This window comes from Erwinia sp. Leaf53, assembly GCF_001422605.1.
Lineage (GTDB): Bacteria > Pseudomonadota > Gammaproteobacteria > Enterobacterales > Enterobacteriaceae > Erwinia.
This window is the reverse complement of record NZ_LMLK01000026.1, coordinates 187463-209170: the sequence shown is the minus strand read 5'-3', so window position 1 is coordinate 209170 and position 21708 is coordinate 187463. Positions and strand designations below refer to the sequence as shown.

Annotated in this window: 23 protein-coding genes and 3 tRNA genes; 9 read left to right on the top strand and 17 right to left on the bottom strand. The window is 58.4% G+C overall.

The window, feature by feature from the left end; translation table 11 throughout:
* The first annotated feature begins 16 nt into the window (after positions 1-16).
* Positions 17-439, top strand: a complete 423-nt coding sequence (sufE, locus tag ASF13_RS21780; RefSeq protein WP_056241718.1) for a cysteine desulfuration protein SufE — start codon at positions 17-19, stop codon at positions 437-439.
* A 70-nt stretch (positions 440-509) separates the two neighbouring features.
* Positions 510-1538: a L,D-transpeptidase family protein gene (locus ASF13_RS21775; protein WP_056241713.1), complete on the top strand. Its 1029-nt coding sequence runs from the start codon at positions 510-512 to the stop codon at positions 1536-1538.
* Between the two features lie 102 nt (positions 1539-1640).
* On the opposite strand, the gene ASF13_RS21770 is transcribed toward ASF13_RS21775, so the two are convergent.
* The 6 genes from ASF13_RS21770 to ASF13_RS21745 all read right to left on the bottom strand — a co-directional run bounded on the left by ASF13_RS21770 (position 1641) and on the right by ASF13_RS21745 (position 5766).
* Positions 1641-1877 (bottom strand): major outer membrane lipoprotein, encoded by a 237-nt coding sequence (locus tag ASF13_RS21770; RefSeq protein WP_056241710.1) that lies wholly within the window; start codon positions 1875-1877, stop codon positions 1641-1643.
* A gap of 304 nt (positions 1878-2181) precedes the next feature.
* Positions 2182-3594 carry a pyruvate kinase PykF gene (pykF, locus tag ASF13_RS21765; protein WP_056241706.1) on the bottom strand — a complete coding sequence of 471 codons (1413 nt, stop codon included), beginning with the start codon at positions 3592-3594 and terminating at the stop codon, positions 2182-2184.
* A 356-nt stretch (positions 3595-3950) separates the two neighbouring features.
* Positions 3951-4027, bottom strand: a tRNA-Val gene (locus ASF13_RS21760).
* Positions 4028-4052: 25 nt separating this feature from the next.
* A tRNA-Val gene (locus ASF13_RS21755) sits at positions 4053-4129 on the bottom strand.
* A 39-nt stretch (positions 4130-4168) separates the two neighbouring features.
* Positions 4169-4245: transfer RNA gene (locus ASF13_RS21750), tRNA-Val, on the bottom strand.
* 147 nt (positions 4246-4392) lie between these two features.
* Positions 4393-5766 carry an MATE family efflux transporter gene (locus tag ASF13_RS21745; protein WP_056241789.1) on the bottom strand — a complete coding sequence of 458 codons (1374 nt, stop codon included), beginning with the start codon at positions 5764-5766 and terminating at the stop codon, positions 4393-4395.
* A gap of 253 nt (positions 5767-6019) precedes the next feature.
* Between ASF13_RS21745 and ASF13_RS21740 the strand changes: the two genes are divergently transcribed.
* Entirely contained in the window at positions 6020-6685 is a 666-nt protein-coding gene (locus tag ASF13_RS21740) for a riboflavin synthase (RefSeq protein ID WP_056241701.1), read from the top strand.
* A gap of 36 nt (positions 6686-6721) precedes the next feature.
* Here the strand turns inward: ASF13_RS21740 and cfa are convergent, their stop codons facing one another.
* Both cfa and punC read right to left on the bottom strand, forming a co-directional pair.
* The gene (gene cfa, locus ASF13_RS21735) at positions 6722-7870 is read right to left on the bottom strand and encodes a cyclopropane fatty acyl phospholipid synthase (RefSeq protein WP_056241699.1); all 1149 of its coding nucleotides are present in this window, start codon (positions 7868-7870) and stop codon (positions 6722-6724) included.
* Positions 7871-8196: 326 nt separating this feature from the next.
* Positions 8197-9396, bottom strand: a complete 1200-nt coding sequence (punC, locus tag ASF13_RS21730; RefSeq protein ID WP_056241696.1) for a purine nucleoside transporter PunC — start codon at positions 9394-9396, stop codon at positions 8197-8199.
* A 113-nt stretch (positions 9397-9509) separates the two neighbouring features.
* Here punC and punR point away from each other — a divergent pair, with 113 nt between their 5' ends.
* Positions 9510-10427, top strand: a complete 918-nt coding sequence (gene punR / locus ASF13_RS21725) for a DNA-binding transcriptional activator PunR (protein WP_056241691.1) — start codon at positions 9510-9512, stop codon at positions 10425-10427.
* A gap of 19 nt (positions 10428-10446) precedes the next feature.
* Here the strand turns inward: punR and purR are convergent, their stop codons facing one another.
* A complete protein-coding gene (gene purR / locus ASF13_RS21720; protein WP_056241688.1) occupies positions 10447-11472 on the bottom strand; it encodes an HTH-type transcriptional repressor PurR in 1026 nt (341 codons plus the stop codon).
* Between the two features lie 295 nt (positions 11473-11767).
* Here purR and ASF13_RS24555 point away from each other — a divergent pair, with 295 nt between their 5' ends.
* The gene (locus ASF13_RS24555; RefSeq protein WP_101506459.1) at positions 11768-11857 is read left to right on the top strand and encodes a YnhF family membrane protein; all 90 of its coding nucleotides are present in this window, start codon (positions 11768-11770) and stop codon (positions 11855-11857) included.
* A 59-nt stretch (positions 11858-11916) separates the two neighbouring features.
* Here the strand turns inward: ASF13_RS24555 and ASF13_RS21715 are convergent, their stop codons facing one another.
* A complete protein-coding gene (locus ASF13_RS21715) occupies positions 11917-12765 on the bottom strand; it encodes a C40 family peptidase (protein ID WP_056241685.1) in 849 nt (282 codons plus the stop codon).
* Positions 12766-13145: 380 nt separating this feature from the next.
* Here ASF13_RS21715 and ASF13_RS21710 point away from each other — a divergent pair, with 380 nt between their 5' ends.
* Positions 13146-13487, top strand: coding sequence for a Grx4 family monothiol glutaredoxin (locus ASF13_RS21710; protein ID WP_199177690.1), 342 nt, complete (start codon positions 13146-13148; stop codon positions 13485-13487).
* A gap of 110 nt (positions 13488-13597) precedes the next feature.
* On the opposite strand, the gene rnt is transcribed toward ASF13_RS21710, so the two are convergent.
* From rnt to ASF13_RS21690, 4 genes are all read right to left on the bottom strand, one after another.
* On the bottom strand, positions 13598-14266 hold the full coding sequence (gene rnt / locus ASF13_RS21705) for a ribonuclease T (RefSeq protein WP_056241679.1): 669 nt from the start codon (positions 14264-14266) through the stop codon (positions 13598-13600).
* A gap of 104 nt (positions 14267-14370) precedes the next feature.
* The gene (gene gloA / locus ASF13_RS21700; RefSeq protein WP_056241786.1) at positions 14371-14778 is read right to left on the bottom strand and encodes a lactoylglutathione lyase; all 408 of its coding nucleotides are present in this window, start codon (positions 14776-14778) and stop codon (positions 14371-14373) included.
* A gap of 116 nt (positions 14779-14894) precedes the next feature.
* Entirely contained in the window at positions 14895-15998 is a 1104-nt protein-coding gene (locus ASF13_RS21695; RefSeq protein ID WP_056241677.1) for an alkene reductase, read from the bottom strand.
* Between the two features lie 44 nt (positions 15999-16042).
* Positions 16043-16636, bottom strand: a complete 594-nt coding sequence (locus tag ASF13_RS21690) for a TetR/AcrR family transcriptional regulator (protein WP_056241674.1) — start codon at positions 16634-16636, stop codon at positions 16043-16045.
* 253 nt (positions 16637-16889) lie between these two features.
* Here ASF13_RS21690 and ASF13_RS21685 point away from each other — a divergent pair, with 253 nt between their 5' ends.
* A complete protein-coding gene (locus ASF13_RS21685; protein WP_056241671.1) occupies positions 16890-17129 on the top strand; it encodes a DUF1289 domain-containing protein in 240 nt (79 codons plus the stop codon).
* Positions 17130-17252: 123 nt separating this feature from the next.
* Entirely contained in the window at positions 17253-17771 is a 519-nt protein-coding gene (sodC, locus tag ASF13_RS21680) for a superoxide dismutase family protein (protein WP_056241667.1), read from the top strand.
* Between the two features lie 184 nt (positions 17772-17955).
* On the opposite strand, the gene ASF13_RS21675 is transcribed toward sodC, so the two are convergent.
* From ASF13_RS21675 to ASF13_RS21665, 3 genes are read right to left on the bottom strand one after another with little or no spacing between them, the layout of a single operon-like run.
* The gene (locus ASF13_RS21675) at positions 17956-19983 is read right to left on the bottom strand and encodes an FUSC family protein (protein WP_056241663.1); all 2028 of its coding nucleotides are present in this window, start codon (positions 19981-19983) and stop codon (positions 17956-17958) included.
* 7 nt (positions 19984-19990) lie between these two features.
* Positions 19991-20848 (bottom strand): HlyD family secretion protein, encoded by an 858-nt coding sequence (locus ASF13_RS21670; RefSeq protein WP_056241660.1) that lies wholly within the window; start codon positions 20846-20848, stop codon positions 19991-19993.
* A 4-nt stretch (positions 20849-20852) separates the two neighbouring features.
* Positions 20853-21092, bottom strand: coding sequence for a DUF1656 domain-containing protein (locus tag ASF13_RS21665; RefSeq protein ID WP_056241656.1), 240 nt, complete (start codon positions 21090-21092; stop codon positions 20853-20855).
* A 147-nt stretch (positions 21093-21239) separates the two neighbouring features.
* Here ASF13_RS21665 and slyA point away from each other — a divergent pair, with 147 nt between their 5' ends.
* Positions 21240-21677 carry a transcriptional regulator SlyA gene (gene slyA, locus ASF13_RS21660; protein ID WP_056241653.1) on the top strand — a complete coding sequence of 146 codons (438 nt, stop codon included), beginning with the start codon at positions 21240-21242 and terminating at the stop codon, positions 21675-21677.
* The last annotated feature ends 31 nt before the right edge of the window (positions 21678-21708 follow it).

Below are 21708 nucleotides of genomic sequence, written 5' to 3'. Positions count from 1 at the left end.
GTAAAGTGAGGAAGTAATGGCCACGTTGCCAGAGAAAGAGAAACTGGTGCGCAACTTCAATCGTTGCGCAAATCAGGAAGAGAAGTACCTGTACATTATCGAACTGGGTGGCCGCCTGCCCGCTGCCTCTGAGACGCTGCATCAGCAGGCAAACCTGATCCCGGGTTGCCAGAGCCAGGTGTGGATCGTGATGGATACCGATGAGAGCGGCGTGGTCAGCCTGCAGGGCGACAGCGACGCGGCGCTGGTTAAAGGACTGCTGGCCATCGTGTTTGCTATCTACCAGCAGATGACGCCTCAGCAGATCCTCGACTTCGACGTGCGCCCGTGGTTCGCCGACCTGTCGCTGACCCAGCAGCTGACGCCTTCCCGTTCCCAGGGGCTGGAAGCGATGATCCGTGCCATCCGTCAGAAAGCGCTGAATCTCGCCCCGCGCTGATTTGCTACACTTCCCGGTAGAGGCCCCGCTGGGTTACAGTGGGGTGTTAAAATCTAACCGGGAAAACCGCATGAAACCTCTGTTTCGATTCGCTTTTATCGCCTCGCTGCTCGCCGGCGCGCAGGCTGCCAGCGCCACCGAATATCCGTTACCGCCTGAGAACAGCCGCCTGATTGGCGAAAACAGCACTTATCTGGTGCCGAACGACGGCCAGCCGCTGGAAGCGGTGGCGAAAAAATACCAGATTGGCCTGCTGGGCATGCTGGAAGCCAACCCGGGCACCGACCCGTGGCTGCCGAAGGCCGGCAGCGAGCTGACCATTCCCACCCAGATGCTGCTGCCGGATACCAAACGCGAAGGCATCGTGGTCAACGTGGCCGAGCTGCGCCTCTACTACTATCCGAAGGGCGAAGACAAAGTGATCGTCTACCCGATCGGCATCGGCCAGCAGGGCGCCAATACGCCGGCGATGGTCACCGCGATCAGCCAGAAAATCCCTAACCCAACCTGGACCCCCACGCCGAATATCCGCAAACGCTATGCGGCCAAAGGCGAGATCCTGCCGGTTACCGTACCCGCCGGGCCGGAAAACCCGATGGGGCTGTTTGCACTGCGCCTGGCTTACGGCAAAGGTCACTACCTGATCCACGGCACCAACGCCGATTTTGGCATCGGCATGCGCGTCAGCTCCGGCTGCATCCGCCTGCGTCCGGACGACATCGAAGCGCTGTTCAACAGCGTGCCCGCGGGGACCCGCGTGCAGGTGATCAATCAGCCGGTGAAGTATGCCGTCGAGCCGGACGGTAAGCGCTGGCTGGAGGTGCATCAGCCGCTGTCGCACAGCGAAAAGGATGACCCGCAAACCATGCCGATCGCTCTGAGCCCAGCGGCGAAGAAATTTGTAAACAACGAGGCGAGTGACGGTGCAATGATTGAAGCGGCAATGACGCGACGTTCGGGGATGCCGGTGCTGGTGAGTGAGGGTATCGCTGCCGGTACCGCAACACAACCTGCTGTGGCTCTTCAGACGAACTCTGCGGGGTTATCGGCGCAACCTGCCGGGATTACTCAGGTGCAGGGAACAGCGGCGCAAAACTGATTACAGAGCTTTTCAGCGGGGGCGGGCAATGCTGCGCAAACCTGCTGAAAAAAGAACAAAAAAAATGGCGCACAGTGTGCGCCATTTTCAAAACCAGTACTCTTACTTACGGTAAGAGTGAGCCTGGTTGTCCAGACGCTGGTTAGCGCGTGCTGCGTCGTCTTTAGCAGCCTGAACGTCAGAACGGATTGCGTTCACGTCGTTGCTCAGCTGGTCAACTTTAGCGTTCAGAGTCTGCACGTCGGTAGACAGCTGATCGATTTTGGCGTTGCTTGAGCAACCAGCCAGCAGAGTTGAAGCCAGAACTACCGCGCCCAGTACCAGTTTAGTACGATTCATTATTAATACCCTCTAGATTAAGTTAATCTCCATGTAGCGTTACAAGTATTACACAAACTATTTTCTAATGAGAATAATTTTTTGATGAGAACGTGCTGAAAGTTGCTCGTTCGCTCAAAGAAGCATCTGCTTTGGTGTTTTATAAAAAAAATGAAGCGAAAACAGGCAATTTTAATCGGACAGCTCTGAGTTTTTCAGGTGATTGAATCGTTAATTTCGATTGGAAATTTTGTGAAAGCAGGTTAATCAGGACACAAAAAAAGCGCCACTCAGGGCGCTTTATTAAACAGATAGTGATTTTGTATTACAAAACGTGTACCGATGAGGTGTTGGTGGTACCGCTTGGCACCAGCGCACCGGACACCATCACTACCACTTCACCTTTCTGCGCATAGCCGCTGGTCAGCGCCGCTTCTTTGCCCAGGCGATAGAAATCGTCGGTAGAGGCGATCTCACTGACCACGGTGGCGATAACGCCTTTGGTCAGCAGCAGCTGACGGGCGGTCTGCTCGTTGGTGGTCAGCGCCAGGATGGTGGCGTTCGGGAAGTACTTACGCACCGACTTAGCAGATTTACCGCCTTCGGTGGCTACCACGATCAGCGGCGATTCCAGCTTCTCAGCGGTCTCAACGGCGCTGCGGCAGACGGCTTCGGTGATGCGCATTTTGCGCAGGTCAGCCTGCGTATCAATGCGGCTCTTCATCACGCGGTCGGTACGCTCGCAGATGGTTGCCATGATGGTCACGGACTCCAGCGGATATTTACCCTTGGCGCTTTCACCCGACAGCATCACCGCATCGGTACCGTCCAGGATGGCGTTCGCTACGTCACCGGCTTCTGCGCGGGTAGGGCGCGGGTTCTTGATCATCGAGTCCAGCATCTGGGTGGCGGTGATCACCACTTTACGCGCGTGGTTACACTTCTTGATCATCATCTTCTGCGCGAAGATCACTTCTTCTACCGGGATTTCCACGCCGAGATCGCCACGGGCGACCATGATGCCGTCAGAAGCTTCGAGGATCTCGTCGAAGTTGTTCAGGCCTTCCTGGTTTTCGATCTTGGAGATGATCTGGATGTGCTCGCCGCCGTGTGCTTTCAGGTGTGCGCGGATCTCTTCCACGTCTGAACGCTTACGGATAAAGGAGGCGGCAACAAAGTCGACGCCCTGCTCGCAGCCGAAGATCAGGTCGCGTTTGTCTTTTTCCGCCAGCGCAGGCAGCTGGATTGAGACGCCCGGCAGGTTAACGCCTTTGTTCTCGCCCAGGTCACCGTTGTTCAGCACCTTACAGACCACGGTGGTATCGGTGATAGCAGTCACTTCCATGCCGATCAGGCCGTCATCCACCAGCACGGTGTTTCCGACTTTCAGGTCAGCGGTGAAACCGGTGTAGGTTACCGCAACACGCTCGTTATTACCCACGACCGACTGGTCGGTGGTAAAGGTGAAGGTCTGGCCGGCTTTCAGCGAGGCATCAACGCCGCCTTCCAGCTTCATGGTACGAATTTCAGGGCCTTTGGTATCCAGCAGGATCGCCGCCTGATGGCTGGTTTTCGCCATTACGTTGCGCAGGTTGGTGATGCGCTGGCCGTGTTCGGCATAGTCGCCGTGGGAGAAGTTCAGACGCATAACGTTCATGCCGGCATCCAGCAGGTTGGTCAGCATCTCTTCAGATTCGGTTTTCGGGCCGATAGTACAAACGATTTTGGTCTTTTTCATGACGGTTATCTATTAAGTTGTGATGGATGATAAAAATGACTTCCGCCGGTAACACCAGCGAAAGAGGAATTGGGCGTCGGGCGCGTGATTTGCGTTAGTAACGGGTTCAGGGCGTAAGGAAAAAGTTGAGGCGTGGTTTTGGCGCAGGCGCAGCAGAGAGTTGCGCAACAGGTGTTAGTGTTATATTGATGATCTGCCATACGCTGAAACCATTCAAGTGAAACAACGCTGCGTATTATAGTCGCTAAGTGTGCGAAAACCAATTAAAAAGCGTCAGCTTTGTAACGTTTTTAAAACAAGTTGGTTTTGTTGCGCAAACGAGGTGGTATTAATAATCAGGGAGAAGGGGAGCAATGTGGTGCGTTCTAGAGGACTCGAACCTCCGACCCCCACCATGTCAAGGTGGTGCTCTAACCAACTGAGCTAAGAACGCAGTACTGATGTTGCTGCAGATAATCTGGTGCGTCCGAGTGGACTCGAACCACCGACCCCCACCATGTCAAGGTGGTGCTCTAACCAACTGAGCTACGGACGCATCGTTTATCTTTTGCTTCACTTTCTGTTTGCAGAAAGCTGGTGCGTCCGAGTGGACTCGAACCACCGACCCCCACCATGTCAAGGTGGTGCTCTAACCAACTGAGCTACGGACGCACTGTGCTGTCTGGGTGACAGCGGGGACGAATATTAACGACACCCCGCACGGCTGGCAAGGAGAAAAAATCAATTTTGCCTCTGATTGCTGCGCATCTGTGCGAAGCGCAGCAATTTTAAGCATTTGTCACCAAAAAAGCCGCAAAATTAACGTGCTGCACGCGCGAGGATTTGCGCGGGCGGCTGTTTCTGCAGACGACGCATGCGCCAGATCATCATCACCGCCGCCGAGGTCAGGCCGAGAATAAAGCCGGTCCAGAAGCCTGCCGGCCCCATCGGCGGTACCAGCCAGCCGGTCATCGCCAGGATATAGCCGCTCGGCAGGCCCACCACCCAGTAGGCGACAAAAGTAATAAAGAAGATCGCCCGGGTATCCTTGTAACCGCGCAGAATGCCGCTGCCAATCACCTGCACCGAATCGGAGAACTGGTACAGCGCGGCCAGCAGCATCAGGGAGGCGGCCAGCGTTACCACCTGCGGGTTGTCGGTATAGAGCTGCGCGATCTGTTCGCGGAACACCACCGTGAACAGCGCGGTAAGGCAGGCCATGCAGATGCCGACGCCCTGCGCGGTCCAGGCCGCCACGCGCGCCTCTTCGGTCTGCCCCTGGCCAAGGCGGAAACCGACCCGAATGGTGGTGGCCACCCCCAGCGAGAGCGGCAGCACGAACATCAGCGAGCTGAAGTTGAGGGCTATCTGGTGACCGGCGACCTGCACGATACCCATCGGCGAGACCAGCAGCGCCACCACGGCAAACAGCGTTACTTCAAAGAACAGCGCCAGCGCCACCGGCAGGCCAAGGCCTACCAGCCGCTTAAGCACCTTCCAGTCCGGCGGGCTGAAGCGGGTCGGCAAGCGGATGTCACGCATTGAACCGGCCCGGCTGACCCACAGCTTCATCACGATAAACATCACCCAGTAGACCGACGCGGTTGCCACGCCGCAGCCCACGCCGCCCAGCGCCGGCATACCAAAGTGGCCGTAAATAAACACGTAGTTCACCGGAATATTGACCAGCAGCCCGAGGAAGCCCATTACCATGCCCGGCTTGGTTTTCGCCAGTCCCTCGCACTGATTACGCGCAACCTGGAAAAACAGATAACCCGGCGCGCCCCACAGCAGCGCGTGCAGGTAGCCAATCGCCTTCTCGGCCAGCAGCGGATCGACGTTGTGCATCGCGCCGATCGCGTAGCCTGAGTGATAAAGAACCACCATAATCAGTAGCGCAACCAGCCCGGCCAGCCAGTAGGCCTGACGCACCTGGTGTGCAATACGGTCGCGGCGGCCTGCACCGTTCATCTGCGCCACCACCGGTGTCAGCGCCAGCACCAGGCCGTGACCAAACAGAATGGCGGGTAACCAGATCGAGGTTCCCACGGCGACGGCGGCCATATCCGTGGCGCTTACGGCGCCGGCCATCACGGTATCAACAAAGCCCATTGACGTTTGCGCAACCTGCGCAAGGATCACCGGGATCGCCAGAGTCAGTAACTGACGCGCCTCTGTAAAGTACTTCTGCACGAAAACACCTTTATCGTTAGAGTAAGTCTTGAATGACTGCACGTAGGGAAAAACGGCTGGAGGAAACAGACGACTCCATTTCCACAGTAATAGTAGAGCAGGTGGTCTAGTTTAATGTTCGATGGCAAAATAGCCAGTCTTCTGTAATAAAATTAGCCCGTTAAGTCACGCTTATTCCGCAGGAGGATTTGGCTTTACCGGTCAGACAGGGCAAACTAGGGCCAGCGAAAACACACTGACAGAGGCAAGCGCTATGTTTACCGGTATTGTGCAGGGCACCGCAGAGGTGCTGGCAATTGAAGAGAAGCCAAATTTCCGTACTCACGTAATCAAAATGCCTGAGGCGTTGTTACCCGGCATCGAACTGGGCGCATCGGTTTCGCACAACGGCTGCTGCCTGACGGTGACGGAAGTGGACGGCGACCGGGTCAGCTTCGATCTGATTAAAGAGACCCTGCGCATCACCAACCTCGGCGATCTGGAGGTGGGCGACACGGTTAACGTGGAGCGGGCGGCGAAGTTCAGCGATGAGATCGGTGGGCATCTGATGTCCGGTCATATTATGACCACCGCGGAGATCAGCAAAATCATCACCTCGGAGAACAATCGCGAGATCTGGTTCAAACCGCAGGACGCCAGCCAGATGAAGTATATTCTGCACAAAGGCTTTATTGGTATCGACGGCATCAGCCTGACGGTGGGTGAAGTGACCCGCACTAAGTTCTGCGTGCACCTGATCCCGGAAACGCTGGCGCGCACTACGTTGGGTGCCAAACGTCTTGGGCACCGCGTAAATATTGAAATTGACCCGCATACCCAGGCGATCGTTGAAACGGTTGAGCGGGTGCTGGCCCAGCGTGAAGCCGTGCTGGCGGCAGCGGCAGCTGAAGCTCTGCTGCGTCAGCCAGAGCAGGACTAATATCAAACAGGCGACCCGCAGGTCGCCTGATTTCCGCTAGCGCGCAACCCGCAGGCCGCCTTCGGCACCGCGGGTAAACACGACCTGCCACAGCTGAATATCCCGTGCGCGAAACGCCCCGGCGCAGACGTTGAGGTAGTAGGTGAACATGCGTTTAAAGCGTTCATCATAGTTGCCGGCCAGCTGTGGCCAGGCGGTGAGGAAGCGCTGATACCATGCCATCAGCGTCAGATCGTAGTCCGCCCCGATATTGTGCCAGTCTTCAACAATGAAATGCGGCTCGCTGACGTCGGCAATATGGCGCACCGAGGGCAGGCAGCCGTTGGGGAAGATATACTTGTTGATCCAGGGATCGACGTCGCTGTTGGTTTTATTCGCGCCGATGGTGTGCAGCAGGAAAATGCCGTCGGGCTTTAAATTACGATCCACCACCTTAAAGTAGGTGGCGTAATTTTTTGGCCCAACGTGTTCGAACATGCCCACCGAAACGATGCGGTCAAACTGCCGGTCAAGGTCGCGATAGTCCTGCAGCAGAATGGTCACATCCAGCCCGTCACAGCGCTGCTGCGCCATCTTTTGCTGCTCGGCGGAGATGGTCACGCCGTAAACGCTGACCCCGTAGTGGCGCGCCGCAAACTCGGCCAGCCCGCCCCAGCCGCAGCCAATATCCAGCAGCGACATGCCGGGAGCCAGCTGCAGCTTCTCACAGATCATTCTGAGCTTGGCTTCCTGCGCCTGTTCCAGCGTGGTGGCCTCTTTCCAGTAGCCGCATGAGTACTGCATATAAGGGTCAAGCATCAGTGAGAACAGATCGTTGCCGAGATCGTAATGCTCCTTGCCGACGATCCACGCGCGTTTGCGCGACTGCAGGTTGGTGAGGCGGGCCACCAGCACCCGCAGGGTGTCTTTAAAACGGTGAGGGATCTGCTGGTCAATATGCGCCTGCAGAATACGCTGGATAAACTGGTCGATACGTTCACACTGCCACCAGCCGTCCATATAGCTCTCGCCCAGCCCCAGTGAGCCTTCCTGCAGCACGCGCTTAAAAAACCCGGGGTGGCTGACCTGAATATCCCAAGGCCGCGAACCGTTAATGGCCACGTCCGCCTGGCTTAACATCTCATGAACGATGCGGTACCACGGATTATCTTCAAGAATCGTTTCTTCAATACACGATGAACTCATAGCTTCTCCATCACCCTGTGACTGAAACCTCAGAAAAAGGATAGTCAATTTCTGCAAGTTTGTGAGAGAAGTCACGGCAGATTGCCGTGGCTTGAAATCCGACGTTTAAAGAGGATTGATGCAATGCTGCGAGGCCGTAACGCGTGCTGCGTCGGAAACACCATGACGACCTTGTCAGGTTGTAATGCCGGTCTTTTAACGGCTAAAAGACCGGCTTGCTAAGCGGTTAATAAAAGGCTGTTTTATCGTTTTTTGGCGAGTATATGCTCACCCGAGAAAATATTCAATGGCTTATCTTTAGCCTGCGAATCAATCGCATTCCGCGTTTACTGCTGCTCCTGCTGCGCCAGCAGCCGGGCCTGTTTCGCGGCTTTGAACTGTAGCAGATAGCCGAGAACCGCCAGTAAAATGGTCAGCAACATCACCTGCGCCGTGGTATGTAACGCGGCGTCAATGCCGGCAGAGACGGCGAGGCTGGCGGCAAAGCACAGGCCCAGCTGCAGCATGTTCTGCAGCGCGGCGGCCTTACCGGTGGCCTGCGGGAACGGCAGCAGCGCGTTAGAAACCACGATCGGATAGATCGCGCCGTTGGCCATCGCCATGCCGCAGAACGGCACCATCAGCGCCACCAGCGAGGGCTGCGCTTCGCGGGCCACCAGCCACAGCGCAAATATGCTGATGCTGTAAAACAGCAGCAGCCACGGCAGCAGCTGGCGGCCACTCAGGTGATTAAGCAGTGCGCGGCAGCCAAAACCGCCCACCAGGAAGGCGATGGTCTGCGGCACGTAGCTGAGGCCAATATCCGCCGGCGACAGGCCGAGGGCACCGAGAATAAACGGCGAGCCGGTCAGCCAGGCGAAAAAGCTGGCCGAACAGGCGGCGTAGATCGCCACGTTACCGCTGTAGACCGGCGACTTCATTAAGGTCAGAAAACCGGTGGCCGGGCCGGCCGCCTCAGTGGTGGCGGCGGGGCGCGCGCGCGGTGACTTCAGCAGCAGCGTCATCAGGATCAGCAGCAGGGTAATCACCAGCAGGGCGATAAAAATCGCCCGCCAGGAGAGCGCCGACAGCAGCCAGGCGCCAAGCAGCGGAGCCAGCGCCGGCGACAGCGCCACCAGCGGCATAATGGTGGCGAACACCCGGTTGGCTTTTGCGCCCTGATAGCGGTCCACCACCAGCGCCTGCCAGCTGACCGCGGCGGCGCAGACGCCGACCGCCTGCACAAAGCGCCAGACCAGCAGGGCGGTGGCGGAGTGCACCCACAGCATCGCCAGACAGCCGACGGCGAACAGGCTCAGCCCCATCAGCAGCACCGGCTTACGCCCGATGCGGTCCGAGAGTGGCCCCCAGATCAGCTGCGCGCAGGCAAAGCCGGCGAGGAAGATGCTCAGGCTGGCGCTGATGCCGCTGGCGCTGCTCTGCAGATCCTGCTGCATCACGCCGAAGGCCGGCAGGTACATATCGGTGGCGAGGAAACCCAGCATGCTCAGCAGCGCCAGGTAGATCATAAATCCGAAAGATTGCATGTGAAGGTGCTCTTTGATGAGTTTTTTTTCGGCTGGCAGTGTAAAGGGACGGCTAACGGCTTGTGAAATGGTATTATTCGCCACCTGATATGAAAAAAATTGAAGGGAAGGCTATGTGGTCGGAACACTCTCTGGAAGTGATTGATGCGGTAGCAAGAACCGGCAGTTTTTCCGCAGCGGCGGCCGAACTGCATCGCGTGCCTTCCGCCATCAGCTATACGGTGCGTCAGCTGGAGCAGTGGCTGGCGGTCAGCCTGTTTGAGCGGCGTCACCGCGACGTGGTGCTGACCGAGGCCGGGCGGGTGTTCAGCGAAGAGGGGCGAGCTGTTATCAAAAAAATGCTTGCCACTCGCCGCCGCTGTCAGCAGGTGGCCAACGGCTGGCGCGGTCAGATCAGTATCGCGGTGGATCGCATCGTGCGGCCGGCACGCACCCGCCAGCTGGTGGTGGATTTCTATCGCTACTTTCCGGATATCGAGCTGCACCTGTCGCAGGAGGTGTTCAACGGCGTGTGGGATGCGCTGGCCGACGGCCGCGTCGATCTGGCGATCGGCGCTACCCAGGCGATCCCGGTGGTCGGGCGCTTCTCCTTCCGCGATATGGGCAGTCTGAACTGGCGCTGCGTGGTGCAGCCGGGCCACCCACTGTTGCAGACCGCCACGCCGCCGGACGAAGCGGCGGTGCGCGAGTGGCCGTCGCTGGTGCTGGAGGATACCTCACGCGCGCTGCCGAAGCGTACCACCTGGGCGCTGGACAATCAGCGCCGCATGGTGGTGCCGGACTGGGAAAGTGCCTTTGACTGTCTGCGCGCCGGGCTGTGCGTTGGGATGGTGCCCGGGCACCTGGCGCAGCCGCTGCTGCAACAGGGGCTGCTGCAGGAGCTGACGCTGCTGGCCCCCTATCACGCCAGCCCCTGCTATCTGAGCTGGACGGAGCAGAACGCCTCACCGGCGCTGGCGTGGTTGCTGGACTACCTGGGGGATACGGAGACGCTAAACGCGGAGTGGCTGAGCGAGCAGCCTGGCCGCTGAGGCAGGCCGCACGGAACGGCTAGCGGCGGTAGTCGCGGAACGGACCATCGGCCACCGAGCGGCGTTCGATCAGCGTCGGGTGTACCTCGATGGTCTGCGGCTCTTCGCGCTTGCTGGTAATACGATCCAGCAGCATATCGAAGGCGGTTTCGCCGAGGCGCTCTTTGGGCTGATGCACGGTGGTCAGCGCCGGTGAGAAGTAGCGCGCGTTGCGCACGTTATCGTAACCGATCACCGAAATATCCTGCGGCACGCGCAGCCCCATCTCGTCGGCGGCGCAGATCGCCCCCATCGCCATGATGTCGCCGCCGCAGAAGATCGCGGTTGGGCGCTGTTTCTGCATCAGAATTTGCTGCATGGCGCGATAACCTGACTCCGGCTCAAAGTCACCCTGTACCAGCCACTCCGGGCGCAGGGTAATGTTGGCTTCCGCCAGCGCTTTAAGAAAGCCGGCGTGACGGCCGCCGCCGGTATTGCGCTCCAGCTGCCCCGGAATGGCACCGATATCGCGGTGGCCGCGTTCGATCAGGTAGCGCCCGGCCAGATAGCCGCCTTCAAAGGCGTTATCGAGAATGGTGTCGGTGAAGTCGCCGTGCGACTCGCTCCAGTCCATCACCACCATCGGGATATTACGATTATCTTCCAGCATGCCGATCAGCGTTTCCGGGTATTCGGAACACATCACCAGCAGGCCGTCGACGCGTTTCTGCGCCATCATCGACAGATACGCCTGCTGCTTCTGCAGGTCGTTATGGGCGTTACCGAGGATCAGCGTGTAGCCTTTGGCAAAACAGCGGTTTTCCACCGCCTCAATTATTTCGGCAAAATAGGGCGCTTCGCTGGAGGTCGCCAGCAGGCCGATGGTTTTGGTATGGTTAACCTTCAGGCTGCGTGCAACCGCACTCGGGGAGTAGTGCAGCTCTTTGATTGCCGCCCAAACCGCTTCACGCGTCTCTTCCGCAACAAAACGCGTTTTGTTGATCACATGAGAGACGGTGGTGGTGGAGACACCGGCAAGCTTCGCCACATCCTTAATTGTTGCCATTCAAATAGTACTCCTGATGTTATCGCAACCTGTTGATAACAAAATGGTTAAACGTTTGCGCTAGCCGCGCGATTTTCTGCACCTGGTGTCAGGTGTCAGGCGCTGTCTCACAGGGTCGGGAAGGGATGATTTCGTCCGAAAAAGTGACATGCATTGCTGGCTAAATGCCGTTTTGCTGATGTTGCGCAACGGAATGGCGGATTCTAGCAAGGCTGCGCCGAGAAGACGAGATTTTTACGGTTAACTGTGGGAAAATTATCAGGCTTAATTTTAATAAGGTTATTAAGGGGCAGCCATGAGTACCGATCTGAAATTTTCACTGCTGACCACGGTTGGCGCACTGGCGATGATCATTGCTTTCAGCTTTACCGCCGTCATGCACTGAGCCATAAAAAAAGGGAGAAGCCTGGCTTCTCCCTCTCTGCCTTAATCCGCCAGACCCGCTTAGCGGATGGTTTTAGGCGTCATCATCCGGCGCGCACCGATGTAGTGCTCCTGCCAGTAGTCTTCGCTCAGCGCGCTAACCTGAATATCTTTGCCGGTGCGCGGTGACTGAATAAATTTCCCGCCGCCGAGGTAAACGCCCACGTGGTCGGCGGTACCGCGGCCGTTAATGCGGAAGAACACCAGGTCGCCTTTCTCCAGCTGGTCGCGTTTTATCTGTGCCGCATCGCGCAGGTGATACATCTCATTGGCGGTGCGCGGGATCTTGAACTTCACCAGGTCTTTATAGGCGTACCAGACCAGGCCACTGCAGTCGAAGCCTGTTTTCGGTGAGGTGCCGCCCCACTGGTAGGGTTTGCCCAGCTGACCCATCAGCTTGTTCATCGCCGTTTCGCGGGCCTTCTGGTAGCGGGCGCGGTGCGCCTTGCTCAGCTTAAGCGGCGCATCGCCATCTTCCACCAGCAGCGCTTTGCGTTCACCTTTCTGACGCCCGTAGCGTTTTTTATCGAGCTTCGCCGTGGCATTTTTTGCCGTGGCTTTGGTACGCGCGGTTTTGATCGGGCTGGCGGGCTGCGCGGCGGTTTTCTTCTTCAGCTTAAGCTTCTGCAGCGTGGCGGTGGTGGCTTTCTTCAGCGGGGTTTTCTCTTTCACTTTCTTAACCAGCGGCTCTTTCACCTTTTTGGTGGTTGCCGCCTTCACCGGCCGGCGTTTACGCCGCTCATCATCGCGCGCAGCCGAGCGGTCAGCCTTGTGCTGGCTGGCGTTAACAGGGGCATGTGGCGATGCGTGTGCCACATTTAAGAACAGCTGTGCCAAGGCCAGCGTGATGAGGGTGATAAGTAAACGCATCGGTCCCATTAACAGTTTGTGCTCTGCACCATCCCGCAGCGCAATTGGATAAGAATTTTCTGCATTAAAGCAGAAGGCCTCGATGATTCTAATCTAACTTTTAAACGGAGGGTTAGGTGTTTTTTGTTTCAATCCTGCAATAGATTTAAACGGCGTTAAATTAAACACTTTCAGATGCTTATCGCAGCGATTTAATTGACTCAGGTCAATATCGGCGCTGCATCAGCCAGAGGAAAATGTTATTTTGTATGTATCATTTTGCAAATAGCGCTCTGGATCACATTGTCCATGCGGAAAATGTCGTTTTCATCGCCAGGGCAGAATCGTTACAATACAGAAACACGAATATCCCTTTTTTGTCGTCGCGTACTGAGGAAGTCATAATGAGTACTGTTGAAAAAATCCAACGCCAGATCGAAGAAAACCCTATTTTGCTCTACATGAAAGGGTCGCCAAAACTGCCAAGCTGTGGCTTCTCTGCTCAGGCTGTACAGGCGCTGTCGGCGTGCGGTGAGCGTTTTGCCTACGTAGACATTCTGTTGAACCCGGACATCCGTGCTGAGCTGCCGAAGTACGCCAACTGGCCTACCTTCCCGCAGCTGTGGGTGGACGGTGAGCTGGTCGGCGGTTGCGACATCATCATCGAGATGTTCCAGCGCGGCGAACTGCAGCAGCTGATCAAAGAGACTGCACAGAAGTACCCGGCCCCGGCCGCTGAATAAACGTCGGCCTGACGCTACAGACTAAAAAACCGGAGCCTGCTCCGGTTTTTTTATGGCTCTGCGCCGGAAACGCCAGCCGGATGCGGGGCGCGGATTACGCCCGCCAGGCGCTATTGTGCGTCGTCGCCAGCAGCCGGCCCGGCGGCCAGTGGCCAGCCCCCCAGACGCTTCCAGCGATTGACCAGCTCACAGAACAGATCGGCAGTCTGGGTGGTGTCATACAGCGCCGAGTGCGCCTGGCTACTGTCAAACGCAATACCGGCGGCGCTACAGGCTTTTGCCAGCACCGTCTGCCCGACCACCAGCCCGCTCAGCGCTGCGGTGTCAAAGGTGACAAACGGGTGGAAGGGGTTGCGCTTCAGCGCACTGCGTTCAGCGGCGGCGTTCATAAAATTGAGATCGAAGGTGGCATTGTGCGCGACCATGATTGCCCGGCTGCAGCCGCTCTCCTTGATCCCCTTACGCACCAGCTTGAAGATCGCGTGCAGCGCGTCGTGTTCGCTGACGGCACCGCGCAGCGGGTTTTTCGGGTCGATGCCGTTGAACGCCAGCGCCTCCGGGGCCAGCACCGAGCCAACGAAAGGTTCAACGTGGAAATGCAGGGTTTGGTCTTTTTCCAGCCAGCCGTCGTCGTTCATTTTCAGCGTGATCGCGGCAATTTCAAGCAGGGCGTTAGTTTTGGCGTCGAAACCCGCCGTTTCCACATCAATAACGACCGGATAAAAACCGCGAAAACGGCTGCTCAGGGTGTTCAGTTCATTTGGTTCAGACATCAGCATCTCATTGGCACAAAAAAGACAGCGCACATTATGGCAAATTTAACGGCGGGATGCAGCAGAAGAGCAGGGGGACGCGGATGCCCGCAGGCATCCGCAGGGCAAAATCAGTTGCCCAGGCCGTGGCCGGCGTGTTTGTTCTCGATCAGTTCAATTTTGTAACCGTCTGGATCTTCCACGAAGGCGATAATGGTGCTGCCGCCTTTGACCGGGCCCGCTTCACGGGTAACGTTACCGCCGTCGCCGCGGATACGCTCGCAGGTGGCGGCAACATCGTCAACGCCCAGCGCGATATGGCCGTAGGCGTTACCGAGGTCATAGCTGTCCACACCCCAGTTGTAGGTCAGCTCGATCACCGCACCTTCGCTCTCTTCGGTGTAACCGACGAAGGCCAGAGTATATTTGTACTCGGCGTTTTCGCTGGTGCGCAGCAGACGCATGCCCAGCACTTTGGTGTAGAAATCAACGGAACGCTGCAGATCGCCGACGCGCAGCATGGTGTGAAGTAAACGCATAGCACCCTCTTTGATAAGCGCCATCGGGGGATGGCGTCAGAGTTTGAAACGATAATTTCCCGCAGGGCGGGAAATTATCGCTATGAAAACAATTTATTATATCACAAACCCGCGCTTTATCCCGCCAGCGTCGGGTAATCGGTGTAACCGGCGGCAGCACCGCCGTAAAACGTTGCCGGCTGTGGTTCATTCAGCGGCGCGTCAGCCTGCAGGCGTTCTACCAGATCCGGGTTAGCGATATAGCTGCGGCCAAAGGCCACCGCGTCAATCAGCCCTTCGTCAATCAGCGCCGCGGCTTTCTCCGCCGTATAGCCGCCGGCACCGACAATTACGCCAGGATAGACGCTGCGGATCGCGCGACGGAACGCCTCGCTGTACGGCTTACCACCGGCCCAGTCAGGCTCGGAGATATGCAGGTACGCCAGCTGACGCTTTGCCAGCTCCGCGAGGAAGTAGAGGGCGGCTTCTTCCTGATCTTCACCGTTATCCAGGCCGTTGAACGGGCCGAGCGGAGAGATACGAATGCCGATACGATCGGCGCTCCACGCTGCAATGGCGGCATCGACCACCTCCAGCGCAAAGCGGGTGCGGTTCTCAATGCTGCCGCCGTAACGATCTTCACGCTGGTTAGAGGCCGGCGAGAGGAACTGATGAATCAGGTAGCCGTGCGCGCCGTGCAGTTCGACCAGGTCGAAGTTGGCTTCACGAGCGTTGGCCACCGCCTGAGCAAAATCGGCCACGATACCGCTAATCTCTTCCGTGGCCAGCGAACGCGGGGTGGAGGTGGCTTCACGGATCGGATTGCCGTCAGCGTCGCGCAGCGAGGTGCGGGTTTCCGCATTGATCGCCGAGGCGGAGACCGGTGCGGCACCTTCCGGCTGCAGGCTGGCGTGAGAAATACGCCCGGTATGCCACAGCTGAACGGCGCTGTGGCCGCCGCGCTGGTGAATGGCGTCGTTAACCGCGGTCCAGGCGGCAATCTGCTCGGCGCTGTGCAGGCCCGGTGCGCCGGCATAGCCTTTGGCCTGAGCGGAAATTTGCGTGGCTTCGGTAATAATCAGCCCGGCACTGGCGCGCTGCGCATAGTACTCTGCCATCAGCGGGGTTGGCACGTCGCCCGGCTCAATGCTGCGCAGGCGGGTCAGGGGAGCCATCAGAACGCGGTTTTTTAAGGTCACCGCGCCGGTTTGCAATGGTGTAAACAGTACGTTGGTTGTCATAACTTACTCCTGGTAGACCGGTCGACTAGTAAAAGTGTTTTTTTTTAAAAAGGGATTAACAGGCGTTCAATTTGTTGCAGCGCAATCTGCAGCGGCGCGCGGTCACGGCCAATCTTGCTCTGCAGGCTGGCACCAAGCCACAGCATATACAGCGTCTGCGCGATCGCAGCGCAATCGAGTTCAGCGCTCAGCTGCTGCTGGCGCTGGGCCAGCGACAGCACCTCTGCCAGCGTGGCAATCAGCGCACCGGACCCCGCCAGCAGCGCGAGGCGCATATCTTCAGAGAGATCGCAGACTTCCGCCGACAGCTTCACCGACAGGCAGCCGGCGAAGGCGCTCTCTTCACAGGCGTTGGTCAGCGACTGCTGATAATAGTCCAGCAGGCGCTGACGCGCGTCGCCCTGATGATCGTCGAGAAACATCCGCAGCTGCTGATGATAGCGGGCAAAGTAGCGCTCCAGCATTGCCACGCCAAACGCCTCTTTCGAACTGAAATAGTGATAAAACGACCCTTTAGGCACCCCGGCCTGCTTCAGCAGTTCGATCAGACCCATACCGTTAAAGCCGCGCTGCACGCAGAGCCGCTCGCCGGTGGTGAGGATATGATCTCGGGTGTCATAACGCGTGGCTTTATTCATGGCGCTTACCGTACCCGACCAAACGGTCGCTTTCAACCTTTAACCGGCTGACGGCACGATCGGTTCATGTCCGCATACAGCCGCACCCGGCAGATCATCGCCATTATTGTGAGGATTTTAGCGAAACCGACCTGCGCCGCTTGCACGCTGATGCCGTAGCATCTTCAATTGAAGGAGTCAGGAGTCAGGAGTCAGGAGTCAGGAGTCAGGAGTCAGGAGTCAGGAGTCAGGAGTCATGCAATCGGGAGGGAAGGTGGCAGAACAAATTGAAATGTTTCCGGTGCCCAGCCCCTGTCGCGGCATCTGCCAGGCCGACGAACGCGGCTACTGTCGCGGCTGCCTGCGCAGCCGTGAAGAGCGCTTCGGCTGGACCTCGTACAGCGATGCGCAAAAACGTAACGTGCTGCGCCTGTGCCATCAGCGGCGGCTGCGCCAGCGCAATAAGCCGACCACGCCGGATGCGCAACCCTCCGGGCAACCCGACCTGTTTTAGCCTGGTCGCACTCCCTGCGGCTGCGCCTTAGCGCCGAAACACGTAAAGTTTGGCAATATTCACCGCATCCTGCGTAAAACCTTCCAGGCTTAACCTCAAGCCCGCAACCCGTAAGGAGTCACTATGAAAACTCTTCCCGCCATTATCGCCGGCCTGATGTTGTCCGGCAGCGCGCTGGCGGCCAGCCAGACCGTCGAACTGAAACTCGCCACGCCGCAAGGTCCGGGTAGCCCCGTGGGTCATGTGACGATTGCTGAAACCGAGTATGGTCTGACCTTTACACCGCAGCTGCACGGCCTGCCGCCGGGTATTCACGGCTTCCACGTGCATGCCAACGGCAGCTGTGACGCCAAAACCACCGACGGCAAGGTGGTTCCTGCCGGGGCGGCCGGCAGCCATCTGGACCCGCAGAACACCGGCAAGCATGAAGGGCCGTGGGGCAAGGGGCACCTCGGCGATCTGCCGGCCATCGCCGTCACCGCCGACGGTAAGGCCACTTACCCGGTGCTGGCACCGCGTTTAAAATCGCTGGCGGAGATCAAAGGCAAGGCGCTGATGGTCCACGTTGGCGGTGATAACCATTCCGACCACCCTAAACCGCTGGGCGGCGGCGGTGCCCGTTTTGCCTGCGGGGTGATCTGACGCCAGGCGCTGCCTGTCGGAATCCCTCCGGCAGGCTCACTAATGTCCACCGGTCAGCCGGCTTCGGCTCACTGCCCGGTTCGCTTCTGCCCGGCCTTGAGCCGTCTTTGCTGCAACGCCAGGTGCACTTCTGGCCCCGTGCTTACGGCTCCAGCCCGCTGTCCGTTTCACTTCTCTTCATCGGTCAGCTGGCTCCGGCCCCTTCGTCCGCTACAGGTTGCGTGGTGACCGTCTGCAGACGCGTCAGGCAGCAGAGCAGCCGCCACAGCAGGGCGGCCAGCTCTCTCTGCTGCACATCTGACGCTGCGCTGAGCCGATCGATGCGCTGTTGCAGCAGCACCAGTGACTGATTCAGTGACGTATGCTGGATCCCGCGTTCGCTCACCACCTCGCGCAGGTCGTGCAGCACAGCGTCACGCACGGCGGCAAGTTCGGGCGAACCGGCGTGCCATTCGCGCAGCTGCCAGGCGACCTGCGAACAGTTCAGCAGCACCACGCCCCAGCGCAGCAGCCACAGGCGCGCCTGTTCATCCCGGCTGCTGTTAAGCAGATTGATACGGTAATAGACCTGCGACTCAAAGCGGCTTTCACTGCTGCGCGGCCGGCGGCTGAGCTGATCGATAAACTCGCGGCGCAGCAGGCGAATATGACGACGGCTGCGGCGCTTATCCGAGCTTGGGCGCAGGATCTGAAACGCCACCCACGCCAGGGTGACGCCAAGGATCTTCGCCAGATTATCGTTAATGAAGCTGCCGTAGTCCCAGGTTGGCGGATTATCCACCGCCAGGAATGACCCCATAAAGACGATAAACTGGCCCCAGTTAGCGGCATATTTTTTCTGCTGCTGCTTCAGCAGCTGCAGCAGGATCAGCAGCGGGAACATCACCAGCAGAAACTGCCACAGCACGCTGATCTGAATCATCAGCCCGAACTTCATCACGTAGCTGAACAGCGACAGCCAGCCAAGCGTCTTCAGCAGCAGCGTTACGCTGTTAACCGGCGAGGGCACCGAGGCATAGAGCACGCAGCTGATGGCGGCCAGGGTCAGCGCGGCGGCACCGGCATCCCACTGGGTGGCGATCCAGAAACCGCAGCCGGAGAGGATAGTGCAGAAGGTTCTTAGCGCTGCCCAGCTGGCCTCCGCGCTGTCTGCCCGTCTTGCCAGCCCCGGCAGTGTGGGAGGCGAAAGCCGGCTGTGGCCGTCAGCCCGTTCAAATTGCCGCAGCCAGCGTGAGGTATCCAGCCAGAGCCAGCAGAAATAGCGCAGGCGGCTGTGAAAGGCCTGTAAGCGGTAGTCAGCTTGCGTGGGCGAGATACTCTGCAGGATCTGCGCAAGGCGATATTTACTGGCATCGGGACGGGCAAGCTCCGCCAGCAACTGATGCTGCGCGCTGAACAGCGCGGCGGGCGGATCGGGCCAGTTGACCAGCATCCGGCGCAGGCTGGAGATCACGCTGGTCAGCCGCAGCTGCTGATGCAATACGTAGTTGAGGACGTTATTCTGCCGTCGGAACCGGTAGTGGCTCCAGAACGCCTGAATGCGCAGCAGATTGAGGGTCAGGATCTGACCGATGACATTCTCGTGCGCCCGGTGCAGCGTTTCGGTGGTTTCCCGCTGCAGCAGCAGGCTGGCATGCTCCAGTAGCTTCGCATGCATCTGATGCAGCGAGCGGGTCAGCGCATCACCATCAGAGGTGCTGGGCAGGATCATCATCATCAGCCCGCCGCACAAAATGCCGGAAATCACCTCGCAGACGCGCGCCTGGGTGGTGACCCAGATCTGCGCGGTGTCGCTGGCATTGACCGTGGTAAAGGCGATAATCGCCGCAGAATAACCGGCCAGCGAGAAAGCATAAGCGACGTTATTCTGGTAGTGGCTGGCAACCCAGGTGCAGAGCGCCAGCCAGCTGGCGATGCTGAGGCTGAACAGCCAGGGATCGTTCAGCGTGTGCCCGGCGATCAGCAGTGCCGCTGCAGCTCCCAGCAGGCTGCCGCCGATGCGGCCAAGACTTTTGCTGATGACGCCGCCAACGGTGGGAAAACTGACCACTGCCGCTGAGGTCATCGCCCAGTAGGGCTGGTCGAGGTTTAGCGCATAGGCCACGCTCAGCGCCAGGCACATGGCGGTGGCGTTGCGCAGCGCATAACGCCACTGGGCCAGGTTCGCCTGTACCCAGGGAAGCTGCCGCCATGTGAGTCCGTTCAGCCGCATCAGCGCGTCAGTCGCCGATTGCAATACTGCAGGTGGTGCCGGCCACCAGCGTGACGTCTGCCGGCACGGCCGTGAGACGGATGCGCACCGGCACCCGCTGCGCCAGCCGCACCCACGGCACCGTCGGCTCCACGTCCGGCACCAGGCTGCTGCTGCTCTCTTCACTCTGATCATAAATCGCGCGGCCGATACTCTCAACCTGGCCCGTCAGCAGACGATCGTCGCTGTAGAGACGGAGGGTGGCCTTATCACCGGCATGGATATGGCGCAGTTTGGTCTCTTCAAAGTAGCCCACCACGTAGAAAGAGTGGCTGTCCACCAGCGCGAACAGCGGCGTGCCGCTGGCGGCATAGTCGCCGACCCGGCTGGTCAGGCGGGTTATCCAGCCGTCTGCCGGTGCTGCCAGCTGCGTCTGCGACAGTTGCCACTGCGCCTGCGCCAGCTGGGCCGCGGCGGATTTCACTGCGGCGGCGCTGCTGCGCATGGTCAGATTCGCTATGTCCAGATCCTCCGCTGAGATGGCGCTGCCCGGCAGGCGCTGGCGGCGGGCAGCTTCGTGTTGCGCCTTGATATTATCGGCCTGCGCTTTCGCCAGCAGTGACTGCGCGTTGTCCCGGGCAATCTGATACGGCGTATCATCGAGCGTCAGCAGCGGCGCACCTTTACGCACAAACTGGTTATCGCTGACATGGAGAGCGGTGATGCGTCCGCCCACCTGCGGCGCAATACCGACGATCTCCACGCGGATTTTGCCGTCCCGCGTCCAGGGTGAATGCATGTAGTAGTTCCACAACCACCAGCTCGCGCACAGCGCGGCGGCGAAGAACAGTAGCGTCGAAAAGTATTTCAGTGAGCCGAGTTTCATCTTGTCATCCGATATTCAGCAGCAGCCACTGGGCGGCGCTGACGCAGAGAATAAACAGCGAGAGGTCAAGCAGAGTGGGGTGCCAGATCTCCCCGGAGTAGATCCAGTCACGCAGCAACGGGTGTACCAATAGCCAGAAGAAAAAGCCCAGTAGCACCGCCCTGAACAGCGGGGGGAAGTAGAGTGAAGCGCCAAAAACCAGATCGCTAAGGGGGAAAACTGTTGTCGTAAACGCTGTGAACACCGCATAAATCCTTTTCAACTGTCACCGTAATCCCGCGCTACTCTGAACTAACCCGACCAGGGATAGATTTGTAATTTGTGCGGTAAACTCGCAGAATAGACTAAAATGAGGCTTGAAAGCTAGCAAGCTAATTATAAGGAGTTGAAATTGGATACGCCATTAGGAACTGATTTGTCACGACTGGTGCGCATCTGGCGCGCGCTGATCGACCAGAGATTAAAGCCGCTTGAGCTGACGCAAACCCACTGGGTGACCCTGCACAACATTCATCAACTGCCGCCCGAGCAGTCGCAAATTCAGCTGGCCAAAGCTATCGGCATTGAGCAGCCTTCGCTGGTGCGTACCCTCGACCAGTTAGAAGAGAAGGGGCTGATTACCCGCACCACCTGCGCCAACGACCGCCGCGCCAAACGTATTCGTTTGACCCAGACGGCAGAGCCGATTATCAATCAGGTTGAGAGCGTGATTGAGGCCACCCGCGACGACATCCTGTCCGGCATATCGCAGCAGGAGATTGAAAAAATGGTGACGCTGATTGCCCGGCTGGAAAAAAACATCGTCGACCTGCAGCGCCGGGACGACTAAAAAAAACCGGCTTCCGCCGGTTTTTTCTTAT